This window comes from Collinsella aerofaciens (assembly GCF_040926265.1).
GTDB classification, from domain to species: Bacteria; Actinomycetota; Coriobacteriia; order Coriobacteriales; family Coriobacteriaceae; genus Collinsella; species Collinsella aerofaciens_BB.
The window spans coordinates 55,204-73,996 of record NZ_JBCOIL010000001.1; the positions used below are offsets into that span (position 1 = coordinate 55,204).

General features: G+C 60.9%; 21 protein-coding genes. 1 reads left to right on the top strand and 20 read right to left on the bottom strand.

What is annotated here, in order from left to right; genetic code table 11:
* Window positions 1-2: 2 nt before the first annotated feature.
* From AB5767_RS00255 to rpsP, 6 genes are read right to left on the bottom strand one after another with little or no spacing between them, the layout of a single operon-like run.
* Window positions 3-914, bottom strand: coding sequence for a glycine--tRNA ligase subunit alpha (locus AB5767_RS00255; RefSeq protein WP_006236091.1), 912 nt, complete (start codon window positions 912-914; stop codon window positions 3-5).
* A gap of 59 nt (window positions 915-973) precedes the next feature.
* Entirely contained in the window at window positions 974-1,537 is a 564-nt protein-coding gene (gene lepB, locus AB5767_RS00260; RefSeq protein WP_368131536.1) for a signal peptidase I, read from the bottom strand.
* Between the two features lie 2 nt (window positions 1,538-1,539).
* A complete protein-coding gene (gene trmD, locus AB5767_RS00265; RefSeq protein WP_368131538.1) occupies window positions 1,540-2,298 on the bottom strand; it encodes a tRNA (guanosine(37)-N1)-methyltransferase TrmD in 759 nt (252 codons plus the stop codon).
* Window positions 2,299-2,308: 10 nt separating this feature from the next.
* Window positions 2,309-2,800 (bottom strand): ribosome maturation factor RimM, encoded by a 492-nt coding sequence (gene rimM, locus AB5767_RS00270; RefSeq protein ID WP_226812527.1) that lies wholly within the window; start codon window positions 2,798-2,800, stop codon window positions 2,309-2,311.
* Window positions 2,801-2,834: 34 nt separating this feature from the next.
* Window positions 2,835-3,080 (bottom strand): KH domain-containing protein, encoded by a 246-nt coding sequence (locus tag AB5767_RS00275; protein WP_171021534.1) that lies wholly within the window; start codon window positions 3,078-3,080, stop codon window positions 2,835-2,837.
* Between the two features lie 42 nt (window positions 3,081-3,122).
* The gene (gene rpsP, locus AB5767_RS00280; RefSeq protein ID WP_022094749.1) at window positions 3,123-3,464 is read right to left on the bottom strand and encodes a 30S ribosomal protein S16; all 342 of its coding nucleotides are present in this window, start codon (window positions 3,462-3,464) and stop codon (window positions 3,123-3,125) included.
* Window positions 3,465-3,665: 201 nt separating this feature from the next.
* On the opposite strand from rpsP, the gene dinB reads away from it, so the two are divergent.
* Window positions 3,666-4,919, top strand: a complete 1,254-nt coding sequence (gene dinB / locus AB5767_RS00285; RefSeq protein WP_368131540.1) for a DNA polymerase IV — start codon at window positions 3,666-3,668, stop codon at window positions 4,917-4,919.
* 95 nt (window positions 4,920-5,014) lie between these two features.
* On the opposite strand, the gene rsfS is transcribed toward dinB, so the two are convergent.
* The 14 genes from rsfS to AB5767_RS00355 all read right to left on the bottom strand — a co-directional run bounded on the left by rsfS (window position 5,015) and on the right by AB5767_RS00355 (window position 18,678).
* Window positions 5,015-5,470: a ribosome silencing factor gene (rsfS, locus tag AB5767_RS00290; RefSeq protein WP_022094751.1), complete on the bottom strand. Its 456-nt coding sequence runs from the start codon at window positions 5,468-5,470 to the stop codon at window positions 5,015-5,017.
* Window positions 5,471-5,497: 27 nt separating this feature from the next.
* Window positions 5,498-6,031 (bottom strand): bis(5'-nucleosyl)-tetraphosphatase (symmetrical) YqeK, encoded by a 534-nt coding sequence (yqeK, locus tag AB5767_RS00295; RefSeq protein WP_193221482.1) that lies wholly within the window; start codon window positions 6,029-6,031, stop codon window positions 5,498-5,500.
* An 87-nt stretch (window positions 6,032-6,118) separates the two neighbouring features.
* Window positions 6,119-6,796, bottom strand: coding sequence for a nicotinate-nucleotide adenylyltransferase (gene nadD / locus AB5767_RS00300; protein WP_055285119.1), 678 nt, complete (start codon window positions 6,794-6,796; stop codon window positions 6,119-6,121).
* 3 nt (window positions 6,797-6,799) lie between these two features.
* Window positions 6,800-8,266, bottom strand: coding sequence for a GTPase ObgE (obgE, locus tag AB5767_RS00305; RefSeq protein WP_022094754.1), 1,467 nt, complete (start codon window positions 8,264-8,266; stop codon window positions 6,800-6,802).
* 85 nt (window positions 8,267-8,351) lie between these two features.
* Window positions 8,352-8,609 carry a 50S ribosomal protein L27 gene (gene rpmA, locus AB5767_RS00310; RefSeq protein WP_006236075.1) on the bottom strand — a complete coding sequence of 86 codons (258 nt, stop codon included), beginning with the start codon at window positions 8,607-8,609 and terminating at the stop codon, window positions 8,352-8,354.
* A gap of 33 nt (window positions 8,610-8,642) precedes the next feature.
* Entirely contained in the window at window positions 8,643-9,017 is a 375-nt protein-coding gene (gene rplU / locus AB5767_RS00315; protein ID WP_035138585.1) for a 50S ribosomal protein L21, read from the bottom strand.
* Between the two features lie 67 nt (window positions 9,018-9,084).
* Entirely contained in the window at window positions 9,085-9,897 is an 813-nt protein-coding gene (locus AB5767_RS00320) for a TIGR03936 family radical SAM-associated protein (protein ID WP_368131542.1), read from the bottom strand.
* Window positions 9,894-11,771: a TIGR03960 family B12-binding radical SAM protein gene (locus tag AB5767_RS00325; RefSeq protein WP_368131543.1), complete on the bottom strand. Its 1,878-nt coding sequence runs from the start codon at window positions 11,769-11,771 to the stop codon at window positions 9,894-9,896. The genes AB5767_RS00320 and AB5767_RS00325 overlap by 4 nt, the downstream gene beginning before the upstream one ends.
* A 10-nt stretch (window positions 11,772-11,781) precedes the next feature.
* Complete coding sequence (locus tag AB5767_RS00330; protein WP_006236071.1) at window positions 11,782-12,711, bottom strand: YcjF family protein; 930 nt, start codon at window positions 12,709-12,711, stop codon at window positions 11,782-11,784.
* 18 nt (window positions 12,712-12,729) lie between these two features.
* Entirely contained in the window at window positions 12,730-13,956 is a 1,227-nt protein-coding gene (locus AB5767_RS00335; protein WP_195361297.1) for an FtsW/RodA/SpoVE family cell cycle protein, read from the bottom strand.
* A 9-nt stretch (window positions 13,957-13,965) separates the two neighbouring features.
* Entirely contained in the window at window positions 13,966-16,035 is a 2,070-nt protein-coding gene (mrdA, locus tag AB5767_RS00340) for a penicillin-binding protein 2 (protein ID WP_368131544.1), read from the bottom strand.
* 13 nt (window positions 16,036-16,048) lie between these two features.
* Entirely contained in the window at window positions 16,049-16,615 is a 567-nt protein-coding gene (locus tag AB5767_RS00345) for a rod shape-determining protein MreD (RefSeq protein ID WP_022094761.1), read from the bottom strand.
* An 11-nt stretch (window positions 16,616-16,626) separates the two neighbouring features.
* Window positions 16,627-17,568: a rod shape-determining protein MreC gene (mreC, locus tag AB5767_RS00350; protein ID WP_082421788.1), complete on the bottom strand. Its 942-nt coding sequence runs from the start codon at window positions 17,566-17,568 to the stop codon at window positions 16,627-16,629.
* 78 nt (window positions 17,569-17,646) lie between these two features.
* Window positions 17,647-18,678, bottom strand: a complete 1,032-nt coding sequence (locus AB5767_RS00355; RefSeq protein ID WP_006236061.1) for a rod shape-determining protein — start codon at window positions 18,676-18,678, stop codon at window positions 17,647-17,649.
* Window positions 18,679-18,793 lie beyond the last annotated feature (115 nt).

An 18,793-nucleotide genomic window follows, 5' to 3' on the forward strand; every position in this document is an offset into this window, starting at 1 on the left:
GCTTACGCCACCTCGCCTTCCTGATCGGCATTCTCGTTGACTCCGGCGACCTCGGCCATGTAGGCCTCGCAGCACGCCTTGGCGACGGCGCGGACGCGCAGGATGTAGTTGGCACGCTCGACCGCGGACAGGGCGCCGCGAGCATCGAGCAGGTTGAAAGCGTGGCTGCACTTCATGACGCAGTCATATGCCGGCAGCGGCAGCTTGCGCTCCAGGCAGGAATGGCACTCGGCCTCGTAGTCGTCAAACTTCTGACGCATCATCTCGACGTTGGCGACCTCAAAGTTATAGGCACTGAACTCGCGCTCGTTCTCGAGGAACACGTCGCCATAGGTCATGGGCGTGCCGTCGGGCAGGTAGCTCCACACCAGGTCGTAGACCGAGTTAACGCCCTGGGCGTACATGGCGATACGCTCCAGGCCGTAGGTGATCTCGACGGGCACGGGGTCGACCTCGATGCCGCCCACCTGCTGGAAGTACGTAAACTGCGTGACCTCCATGCCATTGAGCCAGACCTCCCAGCCAAGGCCCCAGGCGCCGAGCGTCGGGCTCTCCCAGTCGTCCTCGACAAAGCGGACGTCATGGTCGTTGGGGTCCAGGCCAATGGCGGCCAGCGAACCCAGGTAGAGCTCCTGGGCGTTGACCGGAGAAGGCTTGATGAGCACCTGGAACTGATAGTAGTGCTGCATGCGGTTGGGGTTCTCGCCGTAGCGGCCGTCGGCGGGACGGCGGCAGGGCTGCGCATAGCAGGTGCGCCACTCGGCGGGACCGAGCGAGCGCAGCGTGGTCGCGGTATGGAAGGTACCGGCACCGACCTCGGAGTCGTAGGGCTGCATAATGACGCAGCCCTGCTCGCCCCAGTACTGCTGGAGGCGCAGGATGATGTCTTGGAAGGAAAGCGATGAAGCGTTCATGCCTCTAATATCCCCTCGTCGAAACGATTACACGGTTAGGTACTGTACTATAGCGGTTTTTAGTCGATAGCGCCGATGCGGTTGAGCGGCCAGTAGCGCACAAGCGCCACAGCGATCAAATCAGAGCGATCGACGGGACCAAAGTAGCGTGAGTCGGCAGAGTTTTCGCGGTTGTCGCCCATCACCCACACGCACCCGTCGGGAACCGTGTAGGGATAGCTTACCTGAGCGCCAGGCGCTTGGACCGAAAGCGGCCAGCTCATGCCCGTCGTATAGTCCTCGTCGAGCGCTTGGCCGTCAACGACCACCTTGCCATCCTGCAGGTCGACCGTCTGGCCGGCCGTGGCAATAACACGCTTGACAAGAACATCATGCTCGGAGGTGCCATCGGGGTTGTGAAACACCACGATATCGCCCTGCTTGACGGGCTGACCGAGCTCGAGGCTCACCTTTTGTGCCAGGATCTGGTCGCCAATCTCGATCGTGGACTCCATGGAGCCGGTGGGCACCACAAAGGGCTCGACCACAAACGAGCGAATCAAGAAGGTGGCCGCGAGCGCGATCGCGATGACCACGATCCACTCAAAAGCGCCCCTCAACGCGGAATGCTGCGATGGAACCATTCTCACTCCTCGCTCTGCGAATACGCAGCGTCCAAAATCTCCTGCGCGTAAGCGCGCTCCTCGGGCGTGAGCCGCGCTGTCTCGATCAGATCGGGACGCCAGCGGCAGGTGCGCTCGATGGCATTCTTACGGCGCCAGGCATCGACCTTGGCGTGATCGCCGCTCACAAGCACCGGCGGCACGCCCTCGCCGTTGAACTCGGCAGGGCGGGTGTACTGCGCGTACTCGAGCAGTCCTCCGTCCTCGGCGGTCGAGAAGGACTCGTCGACGTTGCTCATCTCATCTCCCAGAGCGCCGGGGATGAGGCGAACAACAGCATCGGCCACGACCATGGCGGGGAGCTCGCCGCCCGTGAGCACATAGTCGCCGATCGACAGACGCTCATCGGCATACGCATACGCACGCTCGTCGACGCCCTCGTAGCGACTGCACACAAACAACAGGCGCTCACTTTTGAGCAGGCGCTCGGCCACATGCTGCGTAAAGGGCTCGCCACAGGGGGTAAAGAACACCACAGTGGGCTTGGGACCCTCTGCGCTAATGGCCTCGATGGCCTCGGCGATAGGCTCGACCTTCATGAGCATGCCCTGCCCGCCGCCGTACGGCTCGTCATCGACGGTACGATGGCGGTCGTGCGTCCAGTCGCGCAGGTTATACGCCTTAAAATCAAAAAGGCCGGCCTTGCGGGCGCGGCCCAAGATCGATGTGGACATGACGGGCTCAAACATCTCGGGAAAGACCGAAAGGGTCTCGATCAGCATGTTGTCCTCCCTACTTGTCCATATCGATCAGGCCGTCCATAACGTGGACGGAAATTGTTCCTGTGTCGGGAAGATCGAGCACGACCTGCTCGATCACGGGAATCAGTACCTCGCCGTACCGATCACCCTCGACAACCCAAACATCGTTGGCGGGCGTCGACATGATCTCGACGATCGTACCGAGCGAACCGAAGCGCTCGTCGACCACCTCGCGACCCATCAGGTCGGTATAGGCAGCGTCGAGCGAATCGAGCTCAAAGTCGTCACGATTTGCCAGCACGTAGCATCCCGTGATGCCCTCGGCGGCCGTCAAGTCGTCAATGCCCTCAAACGAGACCAGATCGCCATCGCCCGTATCGGTGACGGACACGACCGTGCAAAAGCGGTCGCGCTTGAGCGCCGGCGGCGTCAGGGCGACGCGCATACCCGGCTCTAATACAGAAGGAAGCCCCCGCAGCGGCTGCGCGAGGACCTCCCCCTTCCTTCCGTGCGGCTTGACCACACGGGCGATGTTTTTGTACTGGGACCTCAAGGTCCTAGCCCAGAACCTCTACCTCGACAGCAGTGTCGAGGCGAGCGGCCAGTGCACGGGCGAGCGTGCGAATGGCCTTGATGGTACGGCCACGACGGCCGATGACCTTAGCGACGTCATCCTCGGCGACCGAAACCTCAATCGTAGAGGCGTCGTCACCATCGATGACCTCAAGGCTCACGGAATCCGGGTCGTCGACGATCTGAACAACGAGATATTCGACGAGATCGGCGATGCGATCTGAGAGCATTGCCTCACCCTCGAGCTGTGCAGCGTCAACCTCAGGCACGATTTACTCCTCGGCGCCCTCAGCGGCCTCAGCGGCAGCCTTAGCGGCCTCGGCCTCTTTGGCGAGCTGCTTCTTGGACTTCTTGACGACGGTCTCGGTCTTCTCGCCCTCGTTGGCGGCCTTGACCAGAGCGGCGACGGCGTCGGTGAGCTGAGCGCCCTTGGACTGCCAGTCGGCGATCTTCTCGAGGTCGAGGTTGATGGTCTTGGGGGCGGTCATCGGGTTGTAGCGGCCAACCTCCTCGATGATACGACCGTCACGCGGGGCGCGGGAATCGGCGACGACGACACGGTAGTACGGACGCTTCTTAGCGCCGTGACGAGCAAGGCGAATCTTGACTGCCAAAGGAAACTCCTCCAACCAAGCAGCTTTAGGCTGCAACTACAAACAAACAGTTGAACATAATACGCCATCGACGCGGGCAGGTGAAGTCCGTGAGACCAACTTCTTCGGTGTAGTCGAGGGCAAATCCATATCTTAGACAAGAATTCGGGATTTGCAAGCACATACACGCACCCCACATGAGCTGCGCGGTATACTCATGACATGGAAAGACGCGAACATACATACGGTTATGAGGATGCCATGGGCGTCACGCCGCCTCCCTGGACGGGTCCGGCGGTGGGCCTCATGGACCTCGATGCGTTTTTTGCGAGCGTGGAGATGCTCGACCATCCCGAATGGCGCGGAAAACCGCTCATCGTGGGCGGAGACGCCGATTCGCGTGGCGTCGTGTCCACGTGTTCATATGAGGCACGTCGCTTTGGCGTGCACTCTGCCATGGCCTCGGCCGAGGCGCGGCGCTTGTGCCCGCAAGCCATTTGGACGCATGGGCATTTTGATCGCTACCGCGAGGTGAGCGCGCAGGTCATGGCGATTCTCGCTGACGAGACCCCGCGCGTTGAACGCGTATCCATCGACGAAGCCTTTATCGATATCACACCGGGTCGCTTTGCGCCCGAAGACCCGCTGCTGGTTGCGCGGCGTATAAGCGACCGCGTGGCAGGGCTGGGAGTGACCTGCTCCATTGGCGTGGGCTGCAACAAGACGGTCGCAAAGATCGCAAGCGAGCGGGATAAGCCGTTTGGGCTGACCATCGTGCGCCCCGGAACCGAGCAGCGCTTTTTGGCCGCGCTGCCGGTATCTGCCATGAGCGGCATCGGACGCTCGGCCGAGGAGCGACTGCGCCGCATGCGCATCTACACCCTCGGCGAGCTTTCGCGCGCGCCTGAGTCCACACTGGCCTCTATTTTTGGCGTCAACGGCGAACGCATGCGCCAGCGTGCGCTGGGACTCGAAATCTCAGAAGTCACGAGTCTCGATGAAGAGCGCGAGGTCAAGTCGGTCAGCAATGAACGCACCTTTGCTAAAGATTTGACTGAGCGTGGGGATATTGAGGCGGCTATTGCCCTACTGGGTGAGTCCGTCGGACGCCGTCTGCGCCGTCAGGGGCTGACGGGTGCCACGGTAACGCTCAAGCTTAAGTATTCGTATGGAAGCGGTCGCTCGGCACAGCGCCGACTGCTTCATCCGACAGACGATGAGAACATCTTCGTGGCGGTTGCGCTCGAACTGCTCGACAACATCTGGCAGGAAGGCATGCATGTTCGCTTAGCGGGCATCGGCATGAGCGATTTCGACCACCAAGGCGGGATCCAAACTGACCTGTTCTGCGAGATCGATGACCGCGGAGCCCAATCCAGCGACCGCCGCGACCTATCCGTCGCCATCGACGCCGTCCGAGACAAATTCGGCGACACCGCCCTATCCTTCGGCCGCCAATCCCGCTTCAACGATTAACAGCCTTTGGGCAAAAAGAAAGCCGGGCAGGTGCGGAAAACCGCAACTGCCCGGCGATATGCGTGAGGGTAGCTAACCCCGTCTCAAATGAGCTACTAAAGGAGATTGAGGGGGAGCTGGGGAGCGTCGCCCCAGAGCTTTTCTAGGCGGTAGAAGTCGCGGGCTTCGGGAGTGAAGACGTGGACGACAACCGAACCATAGTCCATGAGCATCCAGGTCTTCTGCTCGCGGCCCTCGATGGAGAACGGATGCTCGCCGCAAGCCTCGGCGACCTTCTCCTCGATCTCGTCGACGATAGAATCGACCTGGCGGTTGTTGGTACCGGTGGCAAGCACAAAGTAGTCGCATACGTCGGAAAGCTCGGTCAGGTCGAGCACCTGAACGTCCTCGCCCTTCTTGTCGTAGGCGGCCTGCGCGGCGGCGCGGGCGACATCCTCGGCGGCGACACCGCTCGCGGACAGCGAGGCGGCGGTGCGGTCGGACGTGGCGGCGAAGCTCTTGTGCTCCACACCTTCAAGAATCTGCTCGTCGGTCATGGTCTCGTCGGCCATGGAATACCTCTTTCTAGACAGCCCGAGCTAGCGCAGCTGGGCGTAATGGTTGTAAATCGTAATAGCCGTGGGATAAAGATAGCGCCCGGACTGGATCACATAGACCAGACCCTGCGCAAAACAGGAGAAGAACAACTCATCGAGCGTCGACTCCCCCACCATCTTGCGCAGCGCATGCGCATAGTCGCCGTGGCGGTTGGGCTCGATGGCATCGGCCACAAAGACCACCATATCGAGCGGCGTCATGTCACAGGCACCCACGGTATGACGGTCGACAGCCTGGAAAACGGCCGGCGACAGTTCGGGAAAAAGCTGCGGAAGTTCATAGGCGGCAACAGGGCCATGCAAAAGCGGCGTCGCGGCGGAAGGAGAGCCGGCAATCTTAATGCCGTAATGCAGAGCGCGCGTAACCAGCTCGTCGTCGGAGAGCACTTTGTCCCAGTCGTGGATCAGACCGGCAGCAGCGGCATCAAAGCGGTCAACGCCGTAGACCTCGGCCAGATGAAGTGCGGTCTCGGCAACACCCAGCGAATGCACATAGCGCTTGCGCTTATCCTTCATGCGAACATCGAGCAGCTCTTGAATGCGCTTGAGCAGCGCGCGCTCATCGCCCTCAAACTGATCCTCTACCGACAACGTAGACCCCCATCACTCAAAATCTTCTTGGCCCAAATCGGCATATAGCCTGCGTTTGCGAATGTAGCCGAGCACGGACTCGCTCGTAAGATAGCGCACGCTCATACCGCGGGCAACACGCTTGCGAATGTTCGTCGAGCTGATCGCCAGCGCCGGAATCTGAATATAGCGCACGTCGAACGGCAGCCCCGACTCTTTGATTCGGGCACGCGCCGTATCGATATCAAAGCCCGGTCGCGTCGCCGCAATAAAGGTAGCAAGCTCAGCGATTCGTTCGGCATCATGCCAAGTCACAATATCGATAATCGCGTCGGCGCCCGTAATAAAGTAGAGCTTTACCTGCGGCGGGTAAAAGTCGCGAAGGGCATGAAGCGTATCGGCCGTATAGGTTACACCCGGACGGTCGATCTCGAACCGGCTCGCCAAAAAGGCCGGGTTCGCGGCGGTGGCGAGGACCGTCATGGCATAACGGTCCTCGGCAGGCGTCACCGGCTTGTCAAGCTTAAAGGCAGGAGAGCCCGCCGGCATAAAGAGCACAGCGTCCAAGTCGAGCGACTCGCGCGCCTGCTCGGCGGTCACCAGGTGCCCGTAATGGATGGGATCAAAGGTGCCACCCATAATGCCGAGCCTAAACTCCTGCCCGTCCTCTAGAGGAAGCTCGGGCAGACCGATTCCACCGCGCAGCGACATGGCTTACTCGCCCTCCGAGGTCTCGGCATCGCCCGCGGCATCCGCCGCATCGACAACCTCGACTCCCTCATCCGCAGCATCGGCCACGTCAATGGCTTCAACGGCAACGTCCTCGCCAGCATCCTCGAGCTCCTCGTACTCCGAGAAGTCCTCGGCGCCCTCAAAGTCAAAGGCGCGCTGGCAAATGCGGACCTCGTCGCCCGCACGGCAACCGGCCTTCTCGAGCGCGTCGTCAACACCCATACGCGCAAACTTATGCTGCAGGTAAATGACGGCTTCCTCGTTTTCCCAGTCGGTCTGGATGACCATACGCTCAATGGCACGACCGACCACGCGGAAGGCACCGGGCTCTTCCTGAACAATGCGGAAACGCTTCTCACGCTGCAGGCGACGGCGCTCCCACTCATCGTCGCGCAGAACGACCGGCTCATCCGAGACAGCCAACTCGGCGCGCAGCTTAGCCACCTGTTCGCCCACGGCAAGCATCAGCGTGTTGAGGCCGGCGCCCGTCACGGCAGACACGGCAAAGAACATATGTCCATCGTCGAGCGCTGCGCGCTTGAGGTCGGCAATCTTGTCGGCCGTGCCCGGCGCATCGCACTTGTTGGCAACGACGATCTGCGGACGCTCCGAAAGCTCGGCGCCATACTGCTCGAGCTCGCGGTTGATGATGTGGTAATCCTCGACCGGATCGCGATCCTCAAAACCACCCGTCATGTCGACGACGTGCATGATCAGGGCCGTACGCTCAATGTGGCGCAGGAACTGGTGACCCAGGCCCTTACCCTCGCTCGCGCCTTCGATAAGACCGGGGACGTCGGCAACGACGTAAGAATATTCACCGGCACGCACCATGCCGAGGTTCGGCACGAGCGTGGTAAACGGGTAGTCAGCAATCTTGGGACGGGCGGCACTCATGCGCGCGATGAGCGATGACTTACCCACGGAGGGAAAGCCCACGAGCGCGGCATCGGCCATAAGCTTCATCTCGAGCTCGATCCAGTGCTCCTCGGCCGGTTCGCCCAACTGGGCAAAGGCCGGAGCGCGACGCACCGACGTCACAAAGTGCGTGTTGCCCAGACCGCCGGCACCGCCGGGCGCCACGACGACGCGCTCGCCGTCGTGCACCAGGTCGGCAATCTCAAACATCGGGGTCTGCGTCTCGGGATCGAGCTCGCGCACCACGGTACCCATAGGGACCTTGAGAATCAGGTCCTCGCCGCTCTTGCCGTTACGACGGGCACCCTGCCCGTGCGTGCCGCGCTCGGCGCGAAAGTGATGCTTAAAGCGGTAATCGATCAGCGAAGACAGCTGAGCATCGGCCTGGATGACGACATTGCCGCCACGACCGCCGTCGCCGCCATCGGGGCCGCCCTTGGGGACAAATGCCTCGCGCCTAAACGACATGCATCCGGCTCCGCCGTCGCCGCCGCACACGTTAATGCGGCTGATATCGGTGAACTGTGACAACAGAATCGCCTCCTACAAAAAAGAGGGAGACCCTTGAATCCTAAAACTCAAGTGCCTCCCACATATGTGCTCTATGAAGGGTGAATTACGCGTTCGCGAGCGGGCGTACGCTGACCCTGTGCTTGATACCCTTGTGGAACTCAACGGTACCGTCGACCAGCGCGAACAGCGTGTCGTCCTTACCACGGCCAACGTTCTCACCCGGGTGGATGTGCGTGCCGTGCTGACGGACGAGAATCGTGCCCGTGGTTACCGTCTGGCCGGCATAGCGCTTCGTGCCAAGGCGCTGACCGCGGGAGTCACGGCCATTACGGGAGGAACCGAGTCCTTTTTTGTGTGCCATTGTGTATACCTACTCTTTCGTTACGAGTGTAATCTACTCGGCGACGGGAGCCTCGGCAACAGCCTCAGCCTCTGCCTTGACAGCCTTCTTGGCGCGGGAGGTAGCCTGAACCTTCACGATCTTCAGCTTGGTGAGCTGCTGACGGTGACCCTTCAGACGACGATAGCGCTTGCGCTTGTGGAACTTGAAGACCAGCTGCTTCTCGCCCTTGAACTGCTCAACGATCTGAGCGGTAACCTTGGCCTTGGCCAGCTTGTCGGGATCGGTGACGATCTTCTTACCATCGTTGAGGAAGATAACCGGCAGGGTGACCTTGTCGCCCTCATTGCCCTCGATCTTCTCGACGGTGATGACATCGTCGGTGGCGACCTTGTACTGCTTGCCGCCCGTGTTAACGATTGCGTACATGTTTACTTGCCCTTCATGCATCAGTTAGTGCAACAGCCGAATATAGTAGCAGGCGAAAATACCCCCGTCAACGAGTATGTGGAGCAAATCCACAAGTTCGCACAGGTATGGGGCTGACGAGTCGGCCCTCGTCGTCCTCGCATGCTTGATTCTGACGCTCGACATCGTAGGAGCAGATGGTCACGAGGTCTTGCATACCGGTGGAAACAATAGGTGCATCCACGCCCGGGGTCAAGCCCTGCAACAAAACATCAGCCGCAGAAAGCAAAATTTCCGGACGCATGGACCCCTCGTTGTCGGCGTGGGTGTCGAGCATGAGCACCAAATGGTCCGGACGCTCCCCCGCCGTGAGCTCATAGCCCACCAGAGTGTGGTCAAGGTCAAGGCGCTTGTTCTTCTTACCGCGCGCGTAGTCGATGCCATGACCTGCACGCAACGTGTCGATTGCGGCGCGCACCTCATCGGCGCTCACGGGTGCCTCGGGGTCCAGGTGCAGGTCGATGCGGTACGACAGGCGCGTGAGCTGAGCCGTAAGCGCCGGCGTGCGCACGTCGATGTAGGCGGCCTCGATGGGCGCCAAATCGGCCGGAGACGCCGCGGCCAGGCGCCCAAAGGCCTCGTCGAGCGTGACGAACTCGGTCATAAACAGGTCATACCACTCGCAGGTCGACGACGTGCCGACGGGCAGCGCCGAGGAGAATCCCACGCGCATGTGCGGAGAGAAGCCCTGCGTGACGGCATAGGGCAGGCCCGCGCGGCGCACGATGCGCTCGATGGTATGAATCAGTTCCAGATGGCCCAGGTACTTAAGGCGATCACGCTTGCCGTAGCGAACGCGCAGCCTAAAGAGCGTGAGATTGTCGGTCAAGCGCTCACTCATGCCCGATCACCCACCAATACGTTCTTGGCATGGAGCGTGGGGCAGATCCCGCAGCCGGTGCACGACGTGCGGGTGCAGTCGGGAGTCGTGACGCCCTCGAGCGAGCGACGGTACTCGCGCTCGAGGAAGCCGCGCGTGCAGCCGGGGCTCACGTGCTCCCACGGCAGGCGCCAGTCCAATTCGTAGGGCAGGTGCACGAGCTCATTGAGGTCGATGCCGTTTTTGGCAGCAGCCTCCTTCCAGTTATCGAGCGAGAAATGCTCTACCCAGGCGTCAAAGCGAGAGCCCGAGCGCCAAGCATCGATGATGACGGGCGTCATGTCACGACCGGCGCGGGACAGCGCGGCCTCGATGAGCGAGGTCTCGGCATCGTGGTAATGAACGCGAACGGCACGGTTGCGAACGCTCGTGATAAGCAGCTTCTGGCGACGCTTGACGTCGTCGTAGTCGAGCTGCGGGCACCACTGGAACGGCGTGGCAGCCTTGGGGATAAAGACCGAAACCGAGATGGACACCGAGATCGAGCCGCGACGAGCCTTGGGCACCACGGAACGACCGAGCTCCAGCACGTGATCGGCCAGATTGGCGATGGCCACGATGTCCTCGTCGCGTTCGCCGGGAAGGCCCATCATAAAGTAGAGCTTCATGCGGTTCCAGCCGGCCTCGAAGGCCGCCTTGGCCGCACGGTCCAGGTCCTCCTCGGTCACGTTCTTGTTAATGATGTCGCGCATGCGCTGGCTGCCGGCCTCGGGCGCGAACGTCAGGCCGCCCTTCTTTTCGCCGGCGACCGACTCGGCCATATCCACGCCAAACGAATCCAGGCGCTGCGACGGAATAGACACGCGAATACCCGTATCCTCCAGGCGACGGTTGAGCCTGCCGAGCACGTCGCGAATGCAGGAGTGGTCGGTCGTGGAGAGCGAGGTCAGCGACACCTCGTCATAGCCGGTCTTTTCCAGACCCTGGATCACCGACGAGACGATCTGGTCGGCCGAGCGCTCGCGCACCGGGCGATACGTCATGCCGGCCTGGCAAAAACGACAGCCGCGGGCGCAGCCGCGCAGAATCTCGATAGACAGGCGGTCGTGGACCAGCTGCGCATAGGGTACGCACGACTGCGACAGCGGATTTGTGGCGCCGAAATCCTCGACGACGCGCTTGTAGACCACGGTCGGCGCATCCTTGCCCTCACGCGGCACGGTGTAGCCATGCGGCGAGCAGGGCTCGTCGTGACGAACCTCATAGAGCGACGGCACGTAGTTGCCGGCAATGGATGCAAGCTGCTCGACAATCTGCGCGCGCGGGACCCCTTCGTCACGCAGGCGGCGATGCAGCTGGCAGGTCTCGAGCAGCGATTCCTCGCCCTCACCGATGAGGATGGCATCGAAGAAGGCCGCGTACGGCTCGGGGTTGTACACCGAGGGGCCGCCGGCGATGATGATAGGGTCGTCTTCACCTCGGTCGGCCGCTAACAGCGGAATGCCAGCGAGGTCGAGTGCCTCGAGGAAGTTCGTCACCGCCATCTCGTGCGGCACATGCAGACCGACGATATCAAACGAAGCGACCGGCGCAGCACCTTCGAGCGACAGCAGAGGAATACCCGCCTCGCGCATGGCGTCACCCATATCGGGCCACGGCACATAGCCGCGCTCGCAGGAGATGCCCTCGGCCTGGTTAAGGATGTTGTAGAGGATGGCGATGCCCTGGTTGGGCAGACCGACCTCGTACACATCCGGGTAGATCAGGCAGCAACGGTAGTCGGCATCGGCCTTGGAAAGCGTGCCCCACTCGTGATCGATATAGCGGCTCGGCTTCTCGACCTTGGCGAGCAACGGCTCAATTAAATGAAAACAATCTTGGTATGCAACGCGCAACGGAAAACCCCTAAGCAGCGAGATCTGATGCGTCCTGGTAGGACGCCATAGGACGGGTAGCGCCCGCGACCGTGGTCACCAGATCGCGAACGCGGGAGAACGTGGCGGTGACCACCTCGTTGGCACGGCTGTAGTCGACATCGCGCTCGTAGAGCGAAACAAGCGCACGGCCCATGCCGTAGGTGCCCGCGGCAGCAGTGAGCGCCTTGACGGCAAACCCAATATGCGGCGTCTGCTTGACGAGTGCGCGGGTGACCGCGCGGATCACAAGACCGCCGGCAAGCACGCCCGCGACCTCGTAGCCGCGCTCGGGCTTAATGCCGCGTCCAAAGACGGCAGCGAGCTCAAAGAGCATGCCCACCTGCGCCAGCGCCATAACGGGATAATCGGCGCCCGGCAAAAACACCAGTGCACCGGTCGCCATATTGGTAAGCGCGCACGAGGTGATGATACGATTGGCCGCCGCGATGCGCATGAAGGCAAAGTTCGCCGCAAAAGCCGTTTCCTTGTCGGTGCGATCGAGAATCCAGCGGGCAAGCGTCTCGAGCAGATACGTCTTATCGGTTGCCGCTACCACGCCGAGCATGGGCGTGGACTCCTCGATAAACGGCACCTCCACAGCAGACTCGGCAAGCACGCACACGGGCGCGCCGGCGATCACGAGCTCCTGCACGGCACTCTCCAAGCGGTCGGAACCACACGAGAGCACCAGCACCACATCGGTATCGGTCTTTGGAGCAATTCGCTCCTCCCCCAGACGCTCGACGCGCACAATACCCGAGGTCGTTTGCGGCACAAAGGCGTCACGCACCGTCTCGGCCAGAAAGCGCGAGGCGGACGAATCCAGATAGACCGAGACGCGCACAGGTGTATCGGAATCCTTCTTAACGGACGCGCCCATCTTAAAAGCGCGGGTCAGCTTATCTACGGGAATTTTCATGGCAAACCCCTCCAGCGGTTACGCGGCGCCCGAACGATGCCGCCATATGGATTGTACGATACCCACCGTCAGCAGCTGAATCATCATCGAAGACGAACCGAAGCTAATAAATGGGAGCGGAATACCGGTAATCGGCATCACGCCGATGCACATGCCGATGTTTTCGAAGGTCTGGAACGCCCACATGCCAACGATGCCCACACACGAAAGACGCAAAAACAGCGACTCACACTTAAAGGCGACGCGAATCGTCGAAAAGATCAGCAGCACGTAGAGGCACAGGAGCAAAAAAGAACCGCAAAAACCAAAGGTCTCGGACAGGAAGGCGAAGACGAAGTCGGTGTGGAACTCAGGCAGAAAGCCGCCGGCCGACTGCGTCGCATGGCCCAAACCCTTACCAAAGAAGCCGCCCGATCCAACGGCGATAAGCGACTGCTGCAGGTTGTAGGCATCGTCCGAATCGGCATTATCGGGGTCGATAAAGACCGTCAGACGGTTCATCTGATACTGCTTGATGAGCACATCGTGGCCGAGCAACGAATCAAAGACCGAATCGAGCGCCAGAACGAGGGCCACCAAGCCCACGAGCAGGGCCAGAGTCGACAGCACCCATTCGCGGCGTGCACCGCTCATGCAGATGACGATGGCGCCCGAAACAAGCACGACCAGGCCCGAGCCCAGGTCGCCCATGGCAACGACGGCCAAAAACGGAATGGACAGCATGCCGCAGAGCTTGACGTAGTCGCGAACGGTATCGATGCGACCGTTATATTGCGAGCCAAGCGTAGCAATAAAGAAGATGGTGATGAGCTTGGCAAGCTCAACCGGCTGGAATGTCAAGCCGATACCGGGAATCTTGATCCAGCCCGTCATGCCCAGACCGCCCGTATAGGACAGGCCCGGAATCTTGGGCGAGAAGATCACGATCAGGTCGATGACGAGCAACGCCGTCGAGAAATTGGAAATACCGCGCAAGTCGGTACGCCAGACCAACACCGCCAGCACCGCCCCGATGCCGATTCCCAGCAGATGGCGTGAGAACGAGGCATCGGCCTTAAACTGCGAAGCCGACCAGATGATGATGGCACCGTAGGCGACGAGCGCCACAGTAGCCACGAGCACACCGATATGCACCTTTTGGCGAAACGTGCCGCGCGAGGCCGAAAGTTGCTTGTTGACGCGGTCCAGGCTGCTGCGAGAGCCGGTCTTGGTTGAACGGAACAGATCCGCCGGAGAAAAATCCATCGCAACCTCCTATCGAACCGAAGAATCGCCCGAGGCCGAAGAGGTATCGGGCTCGTCATAAATCACGCCGAGCACGTCGCGCACGACATGCATCGCGGTATCTGAGCCGCCGCCGCCCTGCTCCAGGACAGTAGCGATGACATACTTGGGGTCATCGGCCGGCGCATAGGCGCAGAACCACGCGTATTCGTCCTCGCCACTTTTCTCGCCCGTGCCCGACTTGCCGTATACCTGCGGCGTCAGGGTGCCAAAGTGCGCCGCCAGGGACGTCGATGCCGTGTAAATCACGTCGTGCATACCGTTGCGAACAAGAGCCAAATCCGAATCGCTGTTGATCTTGGCCTCCAGGCGCTTCTTCTTGCCCTTGCCGTTGTACTTATAGGCATCGCCGTCGCCATCGCGCGACACGGCAGACAAAAACACGTGGGGCACGTACTGTTTGCCGCCGTTGGCAAGACCCATATAGGCGCACGCCATCTGCAGGGGCGTCACCAGGATGTCGCCCTGGCCGATGGCAATGTTAGTCATATCACCGGCATTCCACTTGCGGTCCTCGGCAGAGGCGTCGGTGAAGTACGACTCTTTCCACTCGGCATCGGGAATACGGCCCGCGCCCTCACTCGGCAGATCGATACCGCAGGTCTTGCCTAGACCCCAGCGACGAAAGACCTCCTGCAGGCCCTCGGAATGTTTCTCGTCATAAAAGAACGCCTTGCCCATGTCGTAGAAGACGGGGTCGCACGAGTTGGCGATACCCGACTGCAGCGTCATGGTGCCGTGGCCGGAATGCAGCCAGCAGTACTTGCCCCACGACTTGCCCAGACCCGTCCAATAGCCCGTGCAGTTGGTCGTCTGCCCCGACGTGTAGGTTCCAAACTCAAGACCGGCCAGTGCCGAGAGCGGCTTGATGGTCGAGGCCGACATGTACTGTCCGCTAATGGCGCGGTTGAGCAGCGGGTGCGAACCCTTGTCATCATTGAGCTCGGTCCACACGTCATTTGAGACGCCGCCGATAAAGACGGACGGATCGAACTTGGGCTGGCTCGCCATGCCCAGGATCTCGCCATTGTTGGGATCGAGACACACCACAGCGCCGTTGCCGGCATTGCTGTAGCCAGTGGTCTTGGCAAGCTCGATAGCGCTCGCCAGCGCCGTCTCACAGGCCTGTTGGATCTTAAGGTCGAGCGTGAGCTTAATGTCGGAGCCGGCCTTCGCGGGCACGGCGCCGGCCTGACCGGTCACATTGCCCGAGGCATCGACCTTGACGGTCTGCTCGCCACGAATACCCTGCAGCAGGTTTTCGTAGTAGCTCTCAACGCCCGCCTGGCCCACGATATCGCCCGACTGGTACGTAATCTTGCCAGCAGAAGCATCATCATCGCCAGAGGTTTTCTTATTCTGGGCCTCGAGCTGCTCGGAGGTAATGGTGCCGGTATAGCCCAAGATATGGCATGCCGTCTCGCCGTATGGATACTGGCGCTCGGTACGCTCGGCAATCTTGACGCCCGGGAACTCGCCGGCGTGTTCCTTGATATAGGCAACCGTGGAGCGACGGACGTCCGTCGCGATGGTATGCAGGCTCTGAGCGCCCTCTGTATTGTCCTGAATATTGCGAAGGACCGCCACATAAGGCATTCCAAGCACGTTGGCAAGATGGCGAACCAGAACCTCATCCTCGGCAAGGTCGCGGTAGGCCACGACAGCAAGTGAGGGACGGTTCTGGACAAGCGCCACGCCATTGCGGTCGAGGATGCGGCCGCGCACAGCGGGTGTGGTAACGGTGCGAGTCTGATTACTATTGGCCTGCTTCTCGTAATAGTCCGACGAGACCATCTGCATGCCCCACAGCTTGACGGCAAGTGCCGCAAACATCGCGCCCACACCCGTGGTGAGGATGGAAAAGCGGCCCTTAAAGGCGGTCGCCGCGGTATTGCCCTCGCCCTCGGTGGCGCGCGGGGCCGTTCCATGCTGTGTATCGTAGGTAAAACGGGAATCGCCTCGACGCATGATGACCAGCGCGACCACGATGGCCACAACCAGCACGATACCGGCGATAATAACCGTCATCTGGGAAGACATCTACGGGCCTCCCCTATTTGAGCTTGCGGGTCTTGGGCTTAAAGCGCATACCCGTCTGGCGTCCGCCACGTGCGGAGAATCCATAGCCGGACTGCGGCACGACGCCGGACATCAAAAACGGAATGGCAACCAGACCCGTCAGGATCGAGGACGGCAGCGCATGGCCGAAGATCGCCACGACAAAGCTCGTCTCCAAACCCATAAACAGCAAGATGATGCTGTAGATCACATTAATGACGAGCGCAAAGGCGCCCACGGTGACGCCGCGCGCACTCGGGGTACCGCCCGTCTGACCGACGGCGCTGTGCACCAGGGCAAAAGAACCCACGGTCAGCAGGAGCGACATAACGCCCACCGGCACGGCAGCGGACAGGTCATAAAACAAGCCGCTGCAAAAACCGCACACGACGGCACGGGTCGGGTCGCCCGAGAACACGCTTAGGCACACCAGGATAATCATGAAGTTGACGCGACCTCCCGCAATGGAGATCTGCGGTGCCAGGCCTGCCTGCAGCAGCACACACACAATGGCGGCGATTACAAACGTGCGGGAGCTCATCCCCTGCTCGTGTAGATCCATGGACATGCCCCCTATTCGCTCGAGCCAGAATCGGTCGTCTCGGACGTGTCGGAACTGTCATCCGAGCTCTCGTCCTTCGTCTTGGTCGCAGCATCGCGCGACGTTCCCTGCGGCGTGCTGTTGGCCGTGCTCACGTCCTCATCCGAGGCCGACTGTTCGTCGGTCAGCGAGGTGATGACCAGCACTTCCTCGTTGTTCTCGGCCGTGGTCTGAGCGCGCACCACAATGGTGTAGTACACGTCGTTTGCCGATTTCTCAACCGACGAGACGGTGCCAAGCGGAAGGCCCTTGGGGAACACGCCACCGATGCCAGAGGTCACGATGATATCGCCAACCTTAACATCGGAGTCGACGCTCACGTACTCAAGACGCAGCGTGCCGTCAGCCTGACCCTGCAGCATACCCTGGGCGCGCGTGTCCTGCACCATGGCGGACACGCCCGAGTTCTCGTCGCCAATCAGGCGCACGGTAGAGGTCTTGGCCGATACCTCGATAATCTGGCCGATAACACCGGCAGAACTCGTCACGGGCATGTTGATGGTAAGGCCGTCGGCAGAGCCCTTGTCGATGGTAACGGTCGAGGTCCAGGCATCGCCGGAGGCACCAACGATACGAGCTGCGGTCGATTTGAGGTTGTAGGTCGATTGCAGCCCGACCAGGCCCTCCAGGCGCTCGGCAGTCTTTTGAGCCTCAGAAAGCTCGGCGACCTTAGAGGTCAGCTCCTCATTTTGCTTCTTGAGCTCGTCGAGCGTGTCCTGCGACGCCGTTAGGTTAGAGAACACGTTGCCAATCGCATTGAAGGGAGCCGCCACAGCCGAGCCCACAAAGCGCACCGGAGAGGTAATCGTCGTCACGCCCGAACGCACGGCATGAATCGGCCCTGCCTCGCCCTCGCGGATGTAAAACGTGAGCAGCAACACCGAAATCAGGCTGAAAACAATCAACGGGCGCATACCCGTTGATTGTCGCTTGGTATTCAGATTTGTGGAGAAACCCGAAGATCGTGCCAAATGGAATCCACCTTTTGGAAATTAAGCATTGGTCTGGACGAAGCCGCCATCAAACGCATTGGCCTCGAGCACGCGGGCACAGCCGTTAACGACGTTATCGAGCGCCGTGGGGCTGACGTTGACCGAAACACCGGTCTCATCGCGCAGGCGCACGTCGAGACCGCGCAGCAGCGCGCCGCCACCAGTCAGCAAAATGCCGTAGTACATAAGGTCCGAGGCAAGATCGGGAGGCGTAGCGTCGAGTGCGTCCTTGACGGCCTTGGCCATCTCGTCGAGCGGCTTGTTGAGCGCGCGACGAATCTCCTCGCTCTCGATGCGCACGGTCTTGGGCAGACCGGTGATCACGTCGCGGCCGTTGACCTCGACGTCGAGCTCGTCCTTGAGCGGCACGGCGGAACCGACCTTGATCTTGATGTCCTCTGCCGTACGCTCGCCGATGGCAAGGTTGTAGGCATCGCGAACGTGCGTGAGGATGGCCTGATCGAACTCGTCGCCGGCAATACGGATGGACTGCGAGACGACGATGCCGCCCATAGCGATAACGGCAACCTCGGTGGTACCGCCACCGATGTCGATGACCATGGAGCCCGTGGGCTCCTCGACGGGCAGGTCGGCGCCGATGGCAGCCGCCATGGGCTCCTCGATCAGATAGGCCTGGCGAGCGCCTGCCTGGATCGTGGCCTCAAAGACGGCGCGCTTCTCGACCGACGTGACGCCGGAGGGAACGCAGACGACGACGCGCGGACGCGGGGTCCACGGATAGCGCTTCTCGGAAGCCTTGTCGATAAAGTAGCGAAGCATGGCCTCGGTAACATCGAAGTCGGCGATGACGCCGTCCTTCAGGGGACGAACGGCCACGATGTTGCCGGGCGTACGGCCGAGCATGCGCTTTGCCTCGATACCGACCGCCAGGATGCGCTCGTCGTTCTTGTCGATGGCGACAACAGAGGGCTCGCGAATGACAATGCCCTTGCCGCGCACGGAGACAAGCGTATTTGCGGTGCCGAGGTCGATGGCAAGATCGCCCGCATAGCTACCGAAGAACATATCCATCAAAGAAAACAACGCAACTCCTGATGTGTTGGATGATTGCTGGAAAACTACTAGCTCATGATACTAGCGCAAGCCCGGCACCTCACTTGCGGTGAAGCGCCGGGCAAAGCTAAAT